Origin of the sequence: Mesorhizobium sp. B2-3-13 (assembly GCF_006442195.1) — a bacterium.
Lineage (GTDB): Bacteria > Pseudomonadota > Alphaproteobacteria > Rhizobiales > Rhizobiaceae > Mesorhizobium > Mesorhizobium salmacidum.
The window spans coordinates 235,204-251,978 of the sequence record NZ_VFVQ01000004.1 but is presented as its reverse complement, the minus strand read 5'-3'; the positions used below and the strand labels follow the sequence as shown (position 1 = coordinate 251,978).

General features: G+C 63.6%; 13 protein-coding genes. 10 read left to right on the top strand and 3 right to left on the bottom strand.

Annotated elements, in window-relative coordinates; genetic code table 11:
* Positions 1-86 precede the first annotated feature (86 nt).
* The 6 genes from FJ941_RS07360 to FJ941_RS07335 all read left to right on the top strand — a co-directional run bounded on the left by FJ941_RS07360 (position 87) and on the right by FJ941_RS07335 (position 5,973).
* The gene (locus tag FJ941_RS07360; RefSeq protein ID WP_140504321.1) at positions 87-1,328 is read left to right on the top strand and encodes an acyl-CoA dehydrogenase family protein; all 1,242 of its coding nucleotides are present in this window, start codon (positions 87-89) and stop codon (positions 1,326-1,328) included.
* A gap of 56 nt (positions 1,329-1,384) precedes the next feature.
* Positions 1,385-2,422: a zinc-binding dehydrogenase gene (locus FJ941_RS07355; protein ID WP_140504319.1), complete on the top strand. Its 1,038-nt coding sequence runs from the start codon at positions 1,385-1,387 to the stop codon at positions 2,420-2,422.
* Positions 2,423-2,608: 186 nt separating this feature from the next.
* On the top strand, positions 2,609-3,775 hold the full coding sequence (locus tag FJ941_RS07350; protein WP_140504318.1) for a glycosyltransferase family 87 protein: 1,167 nt from the start codon (positions 2,609-2,611) through the stop codon (positions 3,773-3,775).
* Positions 3,768-4,751 (top strand): glycosyltransferase family 2 protein, encoded by a 984-nt coding sequence (locus FJ941_RS07345; RefSeq protein WP_140504316.1) that lies wholly within the window; start codon positions 3,768-3,770, stop codon positions 4,749-4,751. The genes FJ941_RS07350 and FJ941_RS07345 overlap by 8 nt, the downstream gene beginning before the upstream one ends.
* On the top strand, positions 4,748-5,566 hold the full coding sequence (locus tag FJ941_RS07340) for a ChbG/HpnK family deacetylase (protein ID WP_140504314.1): 819 nt from the start codon (positions 4,748-4,750) through the stop codon (positions 5,564-5,566). The genes FJ941_RS07345 and FJ941_RS07340 overlap by 4 nt, the downstream gene beginning before the upstream one ends.
* Positions 5,563-5,973: a GtrA family protein gene (locus tag FJ941_RS07335; RefSeq protein ID WP_027142966.1), complete on the top strand. Its 411-nt coding sequence runs from the start codon at positions 5,563-5,565 to the stop codon at positions 5,971-5,973. Before FJ941_RS07340 ends, FJ941_RS07335 begins: the two co-directional genes overlap by 4 nt.
* Before the next feature lie 6 nt (positions 5,974-5,979).
* Here the strand turns inward: FJ941_RS07335 and FJ941_RS07330 are convergent, their stop codons facing one another.
* The 3 genes from FJ941_RS07330 to FJ941_RS07320 all read right to left on the bottom strand — a co-directional run bounded on the left by FJ941_RS07330 (position 5,980) and on the right by FJ941_RS07320 (position 11,294).
* On the bottom strand, positions 5,980-9,111 hold the full coding sequence (locus FJ941_RS07330) for an efflux RND transporter permease subunit (RefSeq protein ID WP_140504312.1): 3,132 nt from the start codon (positions 9,109-9,111) through the stop codon (positions 5,980-5,982).
* Positions 9,108-10,262, bottom strand: coding sequence for an efflux RND transporter periplasmic adaptor subunit (locus tag FJ941_RS07325; protein WP_140504310.1), 1,155 nt, complete (start codon positions 10,260-10,262; stop codon positions 9,108-9,110). The genes FJ941_RS07330 and FJ941_RS07325 overlap by 4 nt, the downstream gene beginning before the upstream one ends.
* 204 nt (positions 10,263-10,466) lie before the next feature.
* Positions 10,467-11,294 (bottom strand): MurR/RpiR family transcriptional regulator, encoded by an 828-nt coding sequence (locus tag FJ941_RS07320; protein WP_140504308.1) that lies wholly within the window; start codon positions 11,292-11,294, stop codon positions 10,467-10,469.
* A gap of 143 nt (positions 11,295-11,437) precedes the next feature.
* On the opposite strand from FJ941_RS07320, the gene FJ941_RS07315 reads away from it, so the two are divergent.
* From FJ941_RS07315 to FJ941_RS07300, 4 genes are all read left to right on the top strand, one after another.
* Positions 11,438-12,256 carry an N-formylglutamate amidohydrolase gene (locus FJ941_RS07315; RefSeq protein WP_140504306.1) on the top strand — a complete coding sequence of 273 codons (819 nt, stop codon included), beginning with the start codon at positions 11,438-11,440 and terminating at the stop codon, positions 12,254-12,256.
* 21 nt (positions 12,257-12,277) lie between these two features.
* Positions 12,278-13,834, top strand: coding sequence for an amino acid permease (locus FJ941_RS07310; RefSeq protein ID WP_140504305.1), 1,557 nt, complete (start codon positions 12,278-12,280; stop codon positions 13,832-13,834).
* A gap of 87 nt (positions 13,835-13,921) precedes the next feature.
* Positions 13,922-15,292, top strand: coding sequence for a glutamine synthetase family protein (locus FJ941_RS07305; protein WP_140504303.1), 1,371 nt, complete (start codon positions 13,922-13,924; stop codon positions 15,290-15,292).
* An 83-nt stretch (positions 15,293-15,375) separates the two neighbouring features.
* A complete protein-coding gene (locus tag FJ941_RS07300; protein ID WP_140504301.1) occupies positions 15,376-16,764 on the top strand; it encodes an aldehyde dehydrogenase family protein in 1,389 nt (462 codons plus the stop codon).
* The last annotated feature ends 11 nt before the right edge of the window (positions 16,765-16,775 follow it).

The window sequence follows — 16,775 nt, the reverse complement described above, 5'->3', positions numbered from 1 at the left end:
AACAGTTCGCGTTGACAAGGCTATCCGAAGTACGGTCATCCTTGCCACGGATAAAATGCCCGGCCTGCATGAAGGGTTAGCGACCGATGACGCAGATGAATCTCGGCATGACCGAGCGGCTGAAGCCGATCCACGCACGCGTCGCGGCCATGGTGCGCGACGAGATCATGCCGCTCGACAAGGAGTTCCTGGGCGAAGTCGGCAAGGCCGGCGACCGCTGGGTCTACAGCAAACGCCAGAGCGAGATCCTCGAAGGGCTGAAGAAGACCGCACGGGAGCGCGGCCTGTGGAACTTCTGGTTGACCGGCTCGGAACGTGGCTACGGCCTGTCCACTGTCGAATACGCCTATCTGGCCGAAGAGATGGGCAAGGCGCATCTCGGCGCCGAAACATTCAACTGCTCGGCACCGGACACCGGCAATATGGAGGTTCTGGAACGCTACGGCTCGGCCGAGCACAAACGGGAATGGCTCGAACCGTTGCTGGACGGAAAAATCCGCTCGGCCTATCTGATGACGGAGCCGGATGTCGCCTCCTCCGACGCCACCAACATTTCCATGCGCTGCGAGCGGCAGGGCGGCGACTACGTGCTCAACGGCGAGAAATGGTGGGCGTCGGGCGCCGGCGATCCGCGCTGCGCCATCTACATCGTCATGGTGCGGACCGGCGGCGATGACGAGCCGCAGCACCGCCGCCACTCGATGGTCCTGGTACCCTCGGTCACGAAAGGCGTGACCAAGGTCCGCGCCATGCAGGTCTATGGTGACGATGACGCGCCGCATGGCCATATGCATCTTCGCTTCGACAATGTCCGGGTACCGGCCTCGAACCTGATCCTGGGCGAGGGCAGGGGCTTCGAGATCGCGCAAGGCCGGCTCGGCCCCGGCCGCATCCATCACTGCATGCGCGCCATCGGCCAGGCCGAGATGGCGCTGGAGATGCTGTGCCAGCGTTCCGTGCGCCGCGAGGCCTTCGGCCAGAAGCTGGCGAAGCTTGGCGCCAATTTCGACATCATCGCCGAATGCCGCATGGAGATCGAGATGGCCCGCCTGCTCTGCCTCAAGGCGGCATGGATGATCGACCAGGGCGACGCGCGGGCCGCCGCTCCCTGGATCAGCCAGATCAAGGTCGTCGCGCCACGCGTGGCGCTCAAGGTCACCGACGAGGCGGTGCAGATGTTCGGCGCCCAGGGCATCAGCCAGGATACGCCACTGGCGCGCTCGTGGACGCATCTGAGGACGCTGCGCCTCGCCGACGGGCCTGACGCAGTCCATCGCCGCCAGGTGGCGCGTACGGAGTTGAAGAAATACACGCAGGAGAAGCTCTGAGCGGCAGTTCGGCTGGCCACATATGGGTTTCCTGCGGCAACCAAGGAGTGTCAGTGATGACCATCCCCTCCGAAATGAAGGCGCTGCTCTTGGTCGGTGACGGCTATACCAGGACGCCGAGCGGCAGTGCGCTCGAGGCGATGGAGCCCTATCTCGAGCCGGGCAGCATCGCCGTGCCTGCGCCCGGACCGAGCCAGGTGCTGATCAAGGTCAGCCTGGCTTCGATCAATCCATCGGATGTCGCCTTCATCAAGGGCCAGTATGGCCAGCCGCGCGCCAAGGGTCAGCCGGCCGGCTTCGAGGGCGTCGGCACGGTCGTCGCGGGTGGCGAGGAGCCCTATCCCAAAAGCCTCGTCGGCAAGCGTGTCGCTTTCGCCACTGGTCTCAGCAATTGGGGCTCGTGGGCCGAATATGCCGTCGCCGAGGCGGCGGCCTGCATTCCGCTGCTCGATACGGTGCGCGACGAGGACGGCGCCGCGATGATCGTCAATCCGCTGACCGCGATCGCCATGGTCGACATCGTCAAACAGGAAGGCGAGAAGGCCTTCGTCATGACCGCCGGCGCCAGCCAGCTCTGCAAGCTGATCATCGGCCTTGCCAGCGAGGAAGGGTTCCGGCCTGTTGTCACCGTGCGCCGCGACGAGCAGATCGCCATGCTTAAAGAGCTTGGCGCGGCGCATGTCCTCAACGAGAAGGCGCCGGATTTCGAGGCCACGCTGCGCGAGGTGATGAAGGCCGAACAGCCGCGCATCTTCCTCGATGCTGTCACGGGCCCGCTGGCTTCAGCCATCTTCAATGCAATGCCGAAACGGGCGCGCTGGATCATCTATGGCCGGCTCGATCCCGAGGCCACGGTCATCCGCGAACCCGGCCAACTGATCTTCCAGCACAAGCACATCGAGGGCTTCTGGCTGAGCGAATGGATGCGGCAATCCAGGGATCGGCGTGGTCCGGCGATCCTCGAGGCGCAGAAGCGTTTTTCCGATGGACGCTGGTCGACCGACGTGACGGCGGTCATTCCGTTGGCCGAGGCAATGGCACGCGTGCCGGCGGAACTGGCCAAGCCTAACGGTAAGGTGTTCATCCGGCCTTAAAGTGGTGACCTCGCTCTCGACGCCCGACACAATCACGTGTCCGGCGCCGTCGGAACGGCCGGATCGTAGCTTGCGCCATTGAGCCCCCCTATGCCTGGTCGCTTTGTCCGTGATATGCCGCCGCCATCGAATGCCGGGACTACGCCAGGCCGAGGCGTCTTCCGCGATGGCGTGCGGGGTGTGTTGATGACGATTTCCAAGCCGGTTTTCGACCGTTTGGGGCTGGGCATGTGGGTCGGGGCGTTCCTGGTCGTTCTCGGCCTGGTGCTATGGTCGCCCCACACGCGCACGGTGATGCAGGCCTACGGATATGGCAGCGAGGCATTCCTCGGCGGCCAGCCGCTGTACAATCTCCAGTCGGAGATGGGCTATCTCTACGCGCCGGCCTTTGCTGCGCTCTACGTGCCGGTGCTGAAGCTTGGACCGTATCTGGGCGGCGTGGTGTGGCATGCGGTGGGCTTCGCGGCGCTCACCTTCGCGGCGATGCGGCAAGTGCGCAAAATCGGCGGCGGGGAATTGCCGTGGCTGCTTTCCTTCGGGCTCTTCCTTGCCCTGCCGATGGCGCTGGGTGCGATCCGCAACGGCCAGGCGACGATCCTCTTGACCGGCGCCTGCTGGCTCCTGACCCTGTCGGCGCTCGAAGGGCGGCGCGCCGAGACCTTCTTCTGGGCTTCGGTCGCCATCATTGCCAAACCGACCGCGATCATCATGCTTTTGCTGGTGGGAGCCCTGCGCCTGCGGCTGATACCCGTGCTCGTGCTGGCGGTGCTGTTCGTGCTCGCCATACCGTATGCCTTCGCACCTGCCGGCTATCTCAACGCGCAGTACGGTGATTTCGCCCGCATGCTGACCTCGATGGCCGTCGACCGGTCCGGCCACTTTGTCCCTACCGACTTCACGGCGCCTTTCACCTCGGCAGGAGTGCCCATGCCTGAATTCGCCGCCACGATCGTGCGCGTCGTCGTGGCACTGCTTACGCTATCGATCGTCCTCTGGTTCGACCGCAAGCTCCAGCCCGGCATGGCCGGACTGGCGATCTTCCTGACGGCCGCCTTCTACATGTGCGTCTTCAATCCGCGCGTCGAGCCAAATACCTATGCCATGATCGCCGTGCCTGCCGGTCTCGCTATCGCCACACTGTGGCGGGAGGAGCGTGGTGGCGTCTTGGCTTCGGTGCTGTCGACGGTATTGTTCCTCACAGGTCTGACCAGCGTCGAGCGCCACATGCATAATTTCTTCTACCCTTGGTTCCGGCCGCTCGCGGTCACCTTCATCGCCTGTTCGCTGATCTGGTGGTTCTGGACCAAGGCGCGCGACAAGGCGGTGAATGTCGGACCCGTCGCACATGGCTGAGTTGCGGCAGAAACTCGATATCGTAGCGCCCTTCTTCAATGAGGCGCAGTCGGCGTCGGCCTTTGCCGGGCTGCTCGAGAGGCTCGAGGAAGCCGTATCAAGCCGTTTCGGCATGGCCGTCCATAAGATCCTGATCGACGATGGCAGTCGCGACGATGGCGCCGAGCGGTTTTCGCTGGCGCTGTCGGGTTCCTGGGAGGTCGTGCGGCTCAGCCGTAATTTCGGCAAGGAGGTCGCGGTGCTCGCCGGCCTCGACCATTCGCGCGGCGACATGGTGCTGATCATGGATTCCGACCTTCAGCATTCCATGGATGTCAGCCTGCAGATGATTGCCGAGTTGGTGGAACACCACGATATCGACGTCGTCTACGCCCAGAACGACCGGCGCGAGGCCAGTTGGCGGCGCAGCCAGCTGGCGAAGCTGTTCTATAGCCTGATCAACAGCAGCCAGCGTTTCGATATCCCCGAGAATGCGGGAGACTTTCGCGTCATGCGCGGTACCGTGGCGCGCGCGCTGACAAGCTTGCGCGACAAGCGGCGCTTCAACAAGGGCCTGTTCGCCTGGGCCGGCTTCCGCCAGAAAGCCATACCCTATTCGCCGGAAAATCGTGCCATCGGCACATCGAAATGGAGCCGGCTCAACCTGATCGCCTTTTCGCTGGAAGGCTTTACGTCGTTTTCCGTCATCCCGCTGCGCATCATCAGTCTGAGCGGCATGCTGGCGGCGCTGGCGGGCGTCGTTTACGGCGCCAAGGTGTTCTTCGAAGTGATGTTCTACGGCATTGCAGTGCCTGGCTATCCCAGCCTGATGGTCGCCGTCGTCCTGTTCGGTGGCCTCAACCTCACCCTCCTTGGCCTGATCGGCGAATATGTCTGGGTCACGCTGTCGGAGAGCAAGGACCGTCCGGTGTATATCGTGCGCGATGTCGTGCGCAGCGACGTTTCAGACGGCGCCGCGGGCGCGTCCCGCGGATGACGCGGCGCATTCGCCTGATCGCCGATGACTACGGCCTGGCGCCAGGGGTTTGCGCCGGGATTCTCGACCTGCTCGACCGGCGACGCCTGACCGGCACCAGCTGCATGACCGGTTTTCCGGAATGGGCTGGGGCGGCGGCGCGTATAAGGCCACTGTGCGGTCACGCGGCGATCGGACTGCACCTGACCCTTACGGACCAGCCAGCCGTCACGGGCAAATCGAGCCTGGCGCCTGAGGGCCGGCTGCCGCCGCTTCGTTCGCTGGCCCTGCCGGTCTTCCGCAGCCGGATCGATGAGCGCGACGTCCATGCCGAACTCGGCGCGCAATATAGTCATTTCGTCGAGGCGCTGGGCCGCAAGCCCGACTTCATCGACGGACATCAGCACGTGCATTTCCTGCCCGTCGTGCGCGGCTGGCTGCGGGCGAATTTTCGTGAAGCTGCGGGCAGGCCGGTGTTGCGCGGCGCTCCCGCGCTGGGTGATGCCGCCGTCGCACCGAAGATCGCGGCAATCGCTGCCGTGGCCGCCGGCTTCAACCAATCGATGCAGCGCGCCGGCTTTGCCGTTTGGAAGCCGCTCGCCGGCATCTATGACTGGCGGCAACCCGGAAAATTTGCCCCATTGCTGGAGGCTGCGGTCGAAGCGCTGCCGGACCATGGATTGTTCATGTGCCACCCCGGCCATGTCGACGAAACACTGTGCGCGCGCGATCCGATGCAAAGCGTGCGCGAAGTGGAACTTGGGGTTCTGGCCTCGGACGCGTTCGGCGCGCGCCTGGCCCGCGCCGGTGTCGAGATCATGGACGGCATGGGATGAGCGGCGGCAAACAGCCCCAGCGTTCGACCGGCAGCAAGATCGTCCGTTTTGCGCTTGTCGGACTGGCGAACACGGCCATCGATCTTGCCGGCTTCTCCCTGCTGCTCAAGCTGCATGTCCCGCCGCTGTCCGCCAATGTCGTCTCGTGGTCGATCGCCGTGATCTTCTCTTTCGTGGCGAATGGCTTCTGGTCGTTCGAGCGCAATCACGCCATCCGGCTGCATGACGCCTTCCTGCGGTTCGTCACGGCTGGGGCGTTGATTTCGCTCGGCGTTTCCAGCCTGTCGATCGCACTCTTCGCCGGTATCACCGGTGTGTGGCCGGCAAAGATCGGCGGCGTCATCGTGGCGGCTGTGTTGAACTTCCTTGCCGCCCGCTGGTCGATCGAAGGCCGGCTGCTGAAATAGCTATCTCTATTGCGCTGGTTCCACATTGGTGTAGGCGGCTTCCTCGAGTTCGCGCTTCAGCCGTGCTTCCTCGTGGGTCTTCGGGGTGACGAAACGGCCAAGCAGGAGATAGGCGACCGGTGTCAGAAACAGCGTCGAGACGGTCGCCAAGCCAAGCCCGCCGACGATGACCCAGCCAAGCGCCACGCGCGCCTCGGCGCCCGCGCCGGCGGCCAGCACAAGCGGCACACCGCCGAGAATTGTGCAGATCATCGTCATCATCACCGGCCGCAGGCGAATGGTGGAAGCCTGCTCGATCGCTTCGCGCACGCCGAGGCCCCGATCACGCAGCTGGTTTGCGAATTCGACGATCAGGATGCCGTTCTTGGCCATGACGCCGACCAGAAGCACCAGGCCGATCTGGCTGTAGGCGTTGAGGTTGGTGCCCGAGAGCAGCAAGGCGAAAATGGCGCAGGCAAGGCCGAGCGGCACCGTCGCCATGATGATGACGGCGCTTACGAAACTCTCGAACTGGGCGGCCAGCACCAAGAGGATGATGACCAGCGCGAAGCCGAAGATGGTGACCATTGCGCTATTGGTTTCGCCCAAAGTCGCGGCTTCGGCCAGCGGCAGGATGCGGCTGCCGGGCGGCAGAAGCGGCGCGGCGATCTCCTGAGCGCGTGTCAGCGCATCGCCAAGCGCGAAATTGCCTGAGAGATTCGAGGTAATCGCCACCGAAGGCTGCTGCTGTTCGCGCGAGAGCGACGGCGGCACGGCGCGCTCGGTCAGCGTGGCGATGGTCGACATCGGCACGAAGCGGCCATCCGCCGTCTTGAGGAAGACATTTTCCAGATCGGTCGGGTCGTTGATCGGGTTGGTGGTCGAGACCAGCTTCACGCCATAGCTACGGTCGGCGACGTAAACATCGACGACGTCGTTGCCGTCGAGCATGGCTTGCATGGTGTTGGCGAGCCCGGTGATGTCGATGCCGAGATCGGAAGCGCGCTCGCGGTCGATGGCCACGGCGAGCTGCGGCTGCGTCGGGTCGATCGACAGGCGCGGCGTCTGGAAACGCTGATCCTTCTGCATCTCGGCGATGATCTTGACCGCCGCGTCGCTAAGCGCTTTGCGGTCGTTGCCGACCAGCCCGAATTGCAGGCCATTGCCGGCGCCGCGGATGCCGAGGCTGTTGGGCTGGACCGGGAAGATGCGCACGCTGGGCACCTGCCTGGTCAACTGGCTGATCTCGGCCATGATCTCCTGCTGGCTGCGGCTGCGCTCGTCCCACGGCGCCAGCGTCATCACCATGAAACCGGAGTTGTAGGAGCCGTTCTGGCCGGCGTTTTCGAAGGTCGAGCGGATCTCGCCGGAATCGCGCATGGGCTGGATCAGGCGCTCGATTCTCTGCATCTGCTGCGTCGTATAGTCGAGGCTGACGCCTTGCGGGGCGTTGATGCGCAACAGCACGGCGGCGCGGTCCTCGGTTGGCGTCAGCTCCTGGCGGATGGTGCCGAACAGCGCAAACGCAATGCTGGCAAACAGCACCGCGACCAGAACCACGATCCACGGTGCGTCGAGACATGCATGGAGGGCGCGCTTGTAGCCGGCATTCAGGACGCCGCCGATGCGCGCGCCAATGCCGTGGCCGCCTTCGTGGTGGAGGAACGCGCTGGTCAGCATGCGTGAGGCAAGCATTGGACAAAGCGTCAGTGCCACCACGCAGGACAGAAGCACCGACATCGCAAGCACGAAGCCGAATTCGCGGAACAGGCCGCCGGTCTGGCCCGGCAGGAACGAGATCGGCACGAAGACGGCGACCAGAGTCAGCGTCGTGGCGACGACGGCGAAGAACACTTCCTGTGCACCGAGCACGGCGGCCGCGCGCGGGCCCATGCCTTCGTTGCGCCGTCGCACGATGTTTTCAAGCACCACGATGGCGTCATCGACGACAAGGCCGGTGGCCAGCACCAAAGCAAGCAGCGTCAGGATGTTGACGGAGAAGCCGGCCAGATAGATGGCGGCTATGGTGCCGATCATGGCGACCGGCATCGATAGGCCCGGGATGAGCGTGGCGCGCCAGTCGAGCAGGAAGACATAAATCACGATCAGCACCATGGTGACCGACAGGCCAAGCGCTATCTCGACCTCGTGCACCGCACCCTTGACGAAGACAGCGTCGTCGCTGGTGATCTTGATCGACATGCCCCTGGGCAGGTTCTCCTGCAGCTTGGCGACGGCGGCCTGGACGCCGGTCGAAATGTCCAGCGTGTTGGATTCCGCCTGCCGGATGATGCCGATGCCGATGCCCGTCTTGCCGTCCGAACGCAGCGCCGTCTGGCCGACATCGGGGCCGAGCGTGACGGTCGCGACATCGCGGATGCGCGTCGTGCCGCCAATGATGATGTTCTCGAATTCCTCAGGCGTCGTTACGTCGGCCGTGGTGCGGACGATCAGGTCCTGGTTTGTCGTGGTGATCGACCCGGCCGGGGAATCGAAGGCGACGGAGGCAAGCGCCGCCCTGAGGTCGGCGACCGTGAAGCCAAGGCTGGCCAGCTTGTTCTGGTCGACATCGATGCGGAAGATCTTGTCGCGGTCGCCATAGACCTGGACGTCGGCGACACCGGGCACGGCGGCCAGTTCGTCCTCGATCTGGTCCTGGACCACCACCGTCATGTCCTGGATCGACATGGTGTCGGAGGTCACCGCCAGCCGCATCACCGCGTCGGAATTGGCGTCGGCCTTGACGATGCGCGGCGGATCGGCCGTGTCCGGCATCTGGTTGGCGACGCGGCCGACCGCGTCACGCACGTCCGAGGCGGCGACGTTGAGATCGACCCCGTCGTTGAACTCGATAGTGACACGGCTCGAGCCGAAGGAGGACGAAGACGAGATCGACTTGACGCCGGAGACGCGGGCGACTGCGCCCTCGATCGTGTCGGTCAATTCGCGGTCGACCGTTTCGGCGGCGGCCCCTTCGAAGGTGGTGGAGACCGTGACGACGGCACGGTCGACGTCGGGCAATTCGCGGATCTCGACACCGTAGAAGGCAGCGAGGCCGGCAACGGCAATAAGGGTGTTCAGCACGAAGGCCATCACCGGCCTGCGGATGAACAGCGCGGTGAAGCCGGTGTCGCTGGAGGCGTTGGCGGGGCCGGTCATGAGCCTTCCGCGGCATTGGCGGCGCGCTGGTCCTGGCCGGCGATGCGAACCTCGCCGCCTTCGCTGACATTTTGGGTGCCTTCGGTGACCACCATGTCGCCGCTGTCGATCTTCGCGTCGATCAATACGGTTTCGGTGTTGCGCTGGATGATGCGAACCGGCAACCGCCTGGCCTTGCCGTCCTCGATCTGCCAGACATAGGCGCCCTCCGATCCCCACAGGATCGCCAGCGGGCTGACGGCCGGATAGGTCTCGCCGGGGAATTTCATGGTGATGGAGAACGACATGCCGGCGCGCAGCGAATCGGCCGGGTTGGCGATCTTGGCCTTGACCAGCAGGGTGCGGCTCTTTTCATCGATGTGGTTGTCGATCGCCGACACCGTCCCGGTATAGGCCTTGCTCGGATTGGCGATCGGCGTCGCCGTCAATTGCGCGCCGACCTTGACAGCGGCCGCGAAGCGCTCGGGCACCTCAAAATCGACCAGGATCGAGGAGCGGTCGTCAAGCGTGGCGATCGCCGACTGGTTGGTCACATAGTTGCCGGCCGAGATCGGCAGGATGCCGACGGTACCGGCGATCGGCGCCAGGATCGAGCGGCGCTGCAGCGCAAGCTCGGCATCCTGAAGCGCCAGCTTGGCGCCGGCCAGCACCACTTCGGCATCGGCGACCGCGACCGGCGTCGCGGCGTTTGAGGCACGTAACGACTTGACGCGGTCGAGCTTGGACTGGGCATCCTGCAAAGCGAGCTTGGCCCGATTCTGGGCGATGATCTCCGTGTCGGGATCGAGCGAGGCGATGATCTGCCCCTTATCGACATGGCTGCCGGATTCGACCAGCAGTTCGGCAAGGCGGCCGGAACTATAGGGATTGACGGTCACCGAGGCGTTGGCACGGCCGGTGCCGATCGCCTGCAGGCGGTCGTTGATCGTGGCCATGCTGGCTGGCGACGCGACGATCGTGGCAATCCGGGTGCGCCCCGTCTGCCGGGCGCCAGCCGCTGCGGTGTCCTTTGCTGGAGGCGTCGCGCCATACGCCCAGTCCATCCCCCAGCGTGTCAGCACTCCGGGAGCGGCGGGGTGGAAACGCGCCCACGCAGCCACGGCGGCGACCACGATCACAAATGCAAGGACAATCTGTTTCCAGCTCGACATCGATACTCCAGCGGCAACAATCGTCCGCTGGGTTCCAGGTGGAAGCGGATGCAGCGACGATGCGGGCTGGCGGCAACAACCGGCCACGCCACACCCCGATATCACCGGTTTATGGCAATTATCACGCAATCGTGCACATTAAATCTCGGTAACGTGAATTCGGGACGCTGTAGCGGAGCCGATGCGATGCCCCGGGGGATCTGCTTATCGCAGGTCTTCCATCTCGCGGATGCGCCGGGCGCCGTCGGCCTCGAGCTGCCTTGTGACAGCGCCGATCAGGGTTTCGGCGACAACGAAGAGCGCCGCCGAAGAATCCCATGCGGAAGGCACGGCGGTTCGCCCGGCAATGACATGGCGGGCAAAGCGGGCGATCGGCGACAGCCACTGATCGGTGAACAGTACGATCTGCACGCCGCGCTGATGCGCCTTCTCGGCAAAGCGGAGGAGGCTGCCCTGGTAGCGCCTGATGTCGAAGATCACCAGCACGTCGCGCTTGCCCATGTCGATCAGCCTGTCGCGCCACATGCTCTCCTGGCCGGCGAGGTGAAAGACATCGGGCTGGATGACGGCCAGATGGGCTGCCATGTAGCGCGCCAGCGGATCGGTGAAGCGGCCGCCGATGAGGAAGGTCTTGCCGCGCCGCTCGGCCAGCCTGGTGGCAATGTCGGCAAGCTGCCTGTCGGACAGATGCCTGAAGGTCTCGCGCATGTTGTCGAGCGTCGCTTCCAGCATGGGCGACACCGTGCCGCCATTGGGCGAGGGCGGATTGAGCGTTCGTATCGCCGGCGACTGCAATTGCGCCGCCAGTTCGTCCTGCAGGCTCGACTGGAACTCGGGATAGTTCTGGAAGCCGAGCCGGGCGACAAAACGCAGGATCGTCGGCGAGGAGACGCCGGCCGCGGATGAGAATTCGGCGACCGTCTTCAGGCCGATCATCGGGTAGTTCGCGATCAGCGTCTGCGCCGCTCGCCGTTCGCCGGCGGGCATCGCGCCGATACGGTCGGCGATCAATTCGGCAATGTTGGAAATCATCTTTTCCCCACCCTGGCCCGTCGACGGTCTTTTCCCCAGATCGCATTTGACAAAGCCAAACAAACTGTATGAAATCATCCGTAGGGACGCAATGAGGCAAAATACGTAACATACGATACAGCGCTCCCCGGGGACGGCAGACTATGGAGAAAGCACGGCCCGCCAGCCTTGCATCGTCTGATACCGTGCGGGTGATGAACCCCGGCGGATCGAGCCCTTTCGTACTGACCTGCGACCACGCTTCCAATTTCCTGCCGACCGAATTCGGCACGCTCGGCCTCGCCGCCGAGGACCTGACGCGCCACATCGCCTGGGATCCCGGTGCGCTGCCGGTTGCGTCGCGGATGGCGCAGGCACTCGATGCCACGCTGGTCGAAACCCGGATTTCGCGATTGGTCGTCGACTGCAATCGGCCGCTCGACGCGCCGGACCTGGTGCCGCAGGTCAGCGAAACGACAGCCATACCGGGCAATACCGGCCTGTCCGAGAAGCAGCTCGCGGCGCGGGTGGCCCTGTCATGGCAGCCATTTCACAGCACGATCGAGCGCATCGTCGAGGAGCGGCTGGCGCGCGGCCAGGAGACGCGGCTGGTCTCCGTCCATTCCTTCACGCCGGTCTACAAATCCAAAAACCGGCCCTGGCACATCGGCGTTATCCATGACGAGGATCGCCGCCTGGCGGCGCCGCTGATCGCGGCACTCAAGCGGCTTGCCGGCGTAACCGTCGGCGTCAACGAGCCCTATTCGCCGGCCGACCGCGTGTATTTCACGCTGGAACGGCACGCACGTTCGCGCGGCTTGCCCTGTGCGATGATTGAGATCCGCAACGACGAAATCTCCGGCGAGACCGGGCAGCGGAAATGGGCGGATCTGCTCACCGGCATTTTTTCCAATCTGGAGCCAGAGGAGGCCACGCGGCCCAGATCGCATTCAGTCAGAAAGTCAGTCCAATCGGCCAGCTGAGAAACAAACAGGGGACTTCCAATGACAGCACCGGGTTATACAGACGTTGACAAGGCGGAGGACGTAAAGGCCCTCCACAGCATGGGCTACGCCCAGGAACTGGAGCGGCGCCTCAGCCGCTTTTCGAATTTCGCGGTTTCCTTCTCCATTATCTGCATCCTGTCGGGCGGCATCAATTCGCTGGCGCAAGGTACCTCAGGCGCCGGCGGCATCGGCATCGGCATCGGTTGGCTGGTCGGCTGTTTTGTCTCGCTGACCTTCGCGGTCGCCATGTCGCAGATCAGCTCGGCCTATCCGACCGCCGGCGGCCTCTATCACTGGGGTTCCATCCTCGGCAACCGTGGCACCGGCTGGGTGACAGCCTGGTTGAATCTGCTCGGTCTGATCACCGTGCTCGGTGCCATCAATGTCGGCACCTGGACGTTCTTCGTCGGCGCCTTCGGGCCAGCGCTTGGCATCGAGGGCACGCTGACCAACCAGATGATCTTCCTGATCATCATCACCGGTGCCCAGGCCCTGATCAACCATCTCGGCATCAAGCTGACGGCGAAGCTGACTGACTTCTCGGGCTATCTGATCTTCTTCGGCGCCATTCTGATCGCGGTGGTCTGCCTGATCTCGGCGGAACATTGGGATTTCAGCCGGCTGTTTACGTTCCACAATTACTCCGGCGATGCCGGCGGCGGCGTCTGGCCGCAGGTTTCGAACGCTTGGGTGTTCGCGCTCGGGCTCTTGCTGCCGATCTACACGATCACCGGCTACGACGCTTCGGCGCACACTTCCGAGGAAACCATCAAGGCGGCTTCCTCGGTGCCGCGCGCCATGGTCATGTCGGTGATCTGGTCGGCACTGTTCGGCTATCTGTTCCTCGTCGCCTTCGTGCTGATGATCCCCAACATGGACGATGCCGCCAAGCAGGGCTGGAACGTGTTCTTCTGGGCCTTCGACCAGCGCGTCAGCCCCGGCATCAAGGAATTCGTCTATCTCGTCGTTTTCGTCGCTCAGCTGCTGTGCGGCCTTGCCACCGTCACGTCGGCCTCGCGCATGATCTTCGCCTTCTCGCGCGACGGCGGCCTGCCCGGTTCATCGGCCCTTGCCAAGGTCAGCCCGACCTACCGCACGCCGGTGGCGGCGATCTGGACGGCGTCGATCCTGTCGGTGCTGTTCGTCTGGGGCTCGACGCTGGTTTCGGTCGCCGGCACCTCGGCCTACACCATCGTCGTGTCCTGCACCGTCATCTTCCTGTTCCTGTCCTTCATCGTGCCGATCGTGCTCGGCATGTTGGCCTGGGGCACACCGAAGTGGGACAAGATGGGGCCGTGGAACATGGGGCGCGGCGTGTTCATGCTGTTCGGCTTCCTGTCGATTGTGTCGATGGTCCTGATCTTCATCATCGGCATCCAGCCGCCGAACGACTGGGCGCTCTACATCACTGTCGGCTTCTTCATCCTGACTGCGATCGTCTGGTTCGCTTTCGAGCGCAACCGCTTCCAGGGGCCGCCGCTCGGCGACATCATCGCGGCGCGCCAGGCCGCGATCAAGGCAGCGGAGCAGGCGGTCGGCGAAACCGGCCACTGACATCCGCCATCATGGCCATGGCCGGCATCGCGCCGGCCATGGTTTTGTTTCTCCCTTTCAACGACCAAGCACTGGAGTGCCAAAGGAATGGCCGGAAATTTCTCGTTCGATCAGTTGAAGAAAGCGGTCTCCAATGGCGAGATCGACACGGTGCTGGCCTGCATCGTCGACATGCAGGGCCGACTGGCGGGAAAACGGTTCCTGGCGCAATATTTCGTCGATTCCGCGCATGACGAGACGCATGGCTGCAACTATCTGCTGGCGGCCGACATCGATATGGAACCGGTGCCGGGTTACAAGGCGGCAAGCTGGTCGAAGGGCTATGGCGATTTCGTCATGAAGCCGGACCTGGCGACGCTGCGGCGCATTCCATGGCTGGAGAAGACGGCGCTGGTGATCTGCGACGTGCTCGACCACCACACCCATGACGACCTGCCGCATTCGCCGCGCGCCATCCTGAAGAAACAGGTCAAGCGGCTGAGTGAGCGCGGCTATATCGGCTATTTCGCTTCCGAGCTCGAATTCTACCTGTTCAACGAGACCTATGATTCCGCCCGCAAGAAGCACTGGCAAGGTCTCGATACCGCTTCGCCCTATATCGGCGATTACCAGATCGGCATCACCACCAAGGAAGAAGGCGTCATGCGCCGGCTTCGCAACGAGATGGAAGCGGCCGGCATTCCGATCGAGAATTCCAAAGGCGAGTGGGGCCCGGGCCAGGAAGAGATCAATGTGCGCTATGCTGAAGCGCTCGACATGGCCGACCGCCACGTCATCCTGAAGAACGGCGCCAAGGAAATCGCCGAGTCCGAAGGCAAGGCGATCTCCTTCATGTCGAAGTACAATTACGGGCTCGCCGGCAATTCCAGCCACATCCACAACTCGCTGTGGAGCGCCGACGGCAAGACGCCGCTGTTTTTCGACAAGAAGGCCAACTGGACCTTGTCGACGCTCGGCCAGCAATGGGCGGCCGGACAATTGAAATACGCCAAGGAATTCACCTGGTTCCTGGCGCCCTACATCAATTCCTACAAGCGCTTCCAGGCCGGCACCTTCGCGCCGACCAAGATCATGTGGAGCGAGGACAACCGCACCGCCGGCTTCCGCCTGTGCGGCGAGGGTACCAAGGGTATCCGCATGGAATGCCGCATCGGCGGCGCTGACCTCAATCCCTATCTCGCCTTCGCGGCGCTGATCGCGGCCGGCCTTGCCGGCATCGACGAGAAGCTGGAATTGCAGAAGCCTTTCGTCGGCGACGCCTATCAGGCTTCTCGTTTGCCGGAGATTCCGAAGACACTGCGCGATGCCACGGAGACGCTGGCCAAGTCGAAGATGCTGAAGCAGGCGCTCGGCGAGGATGTGCTCGAGCACTATGTCCACACGGCGAAGTGGGAACAGTTCGAATACGACCGCCGGATCACGGATTGGGAACTGCACAGAGGGTTCGAACGATATTAAACCAAGCCGCCGCTGCCCTCTCCGGCCATCGCTGGAATGGTGGCGGCGCCAATCAAGATTCATGAAGTGCGAGGACTGAACGAATGACCGAAACGGTCAAGTTAAAATCTCCCATCGACGGCTCGATCTACGCCGAGCGTCCGATCGCGACGGATCAGGCGATCAATGCCGCGGTCGAGCGCGCCAAGGCGGCGCAGGAGAAGTGGGCACAGACGCCGATCGTCGAGCGCGGCAAATACATGCTGGCGATGCTCGAAGCGCTGGTCGCGATGACCGACGAGATCGTGCCGGAGATAGCCTGGCAAATGGGGCGGCCGGTTCGCTATGGCGGCGAGTTCGGCGGCGTCAAGGAGCGCACCAATTATATGGTCGAGATCGCGGAAGCGGCGCTCAAGTCGATGCCGGCTTCCAACCCGAAGGACGGCTTCCGACGCTATGTGAAGAAGGATCCGCTCGGCGTGGTCATGGTGATCGCGCCATGGAACTATCCCTATCTGACAGCGGTCAACACCATCGTGCCGGCGCTGATGGCCGGCAACGCCGTCATCCTCAAACATGCCGCGCAGACATTGCTGGTCGGTGAGCGCTTCCAGCAGGCCTTCGACAGGGCTGGCCTGCCCAAGGGCGTTTTCCAGAACGTGGTTCTCAACCACGCCCAGACCGAAAAACTGCTGGGTTCGGGCAAGATCGACCATGTCAATTTCACCGGCTCGGTCGGCGGCGGTCGCGCCATCGAAAAGGCGGCGGCAGGCACCTTCATGACGCTTGGCCTCGAGCTTGGTGGCAAGGATCCGGCCTATGTGCTGCCCGATGCCAAGATGGACCATGCGGTCGCCAATCTGGTCGACGGCGCTTTCTTCAACTCCGGCCAGTGCTGCTGCGGCATCGAGCGCGTCTATGTGCACGAGAAGGTCTATGACGAGTTCGTCGAAGGCTTCATCGCCGAGACGAAGAATTATGTCGTCGGCAATCCTCTGGAGCAGGCGACGACGATGGGGCCGATGGCGCAGGCGCGTTTCGCCGACCTGATCCGCGAGCAGAAGGCCGAAGCGCTGCGTAAGGGTGCGGTGGCGCACATCAACATGAAGGTGGCTAACGACAAGGCCGGCTCGCCCTATCTGGCACCGGAGGTATTGACCGGAGTCGACCACCAGATGAGCGTCATGCGCGAGGAAAGTTTTGGCCCGATCGTTGGCATCATGAAGGTGCGCAACGACGAAGAGGCGATCGCTTTGATGAACGACAGCGCCTATGGGCTGACCGCCTCGATCTGGACGCGCGACACCGAGCATGCGGTGGCGATCGGCGACCGGGTCGAGACTGGCACGGTGTTCATGAACCGCTGCGACTATCTCGATCCGGCGCTGGTCTGGACCGGTGTCAAGGACACCGGCAAGGGCGCCGGGCTGTCGGCCATCGGCTACGACAATCTGACGAGGCCGAAGTCATTCCACCTGCGCGAAGCCATCTGATTTTTGAAAGA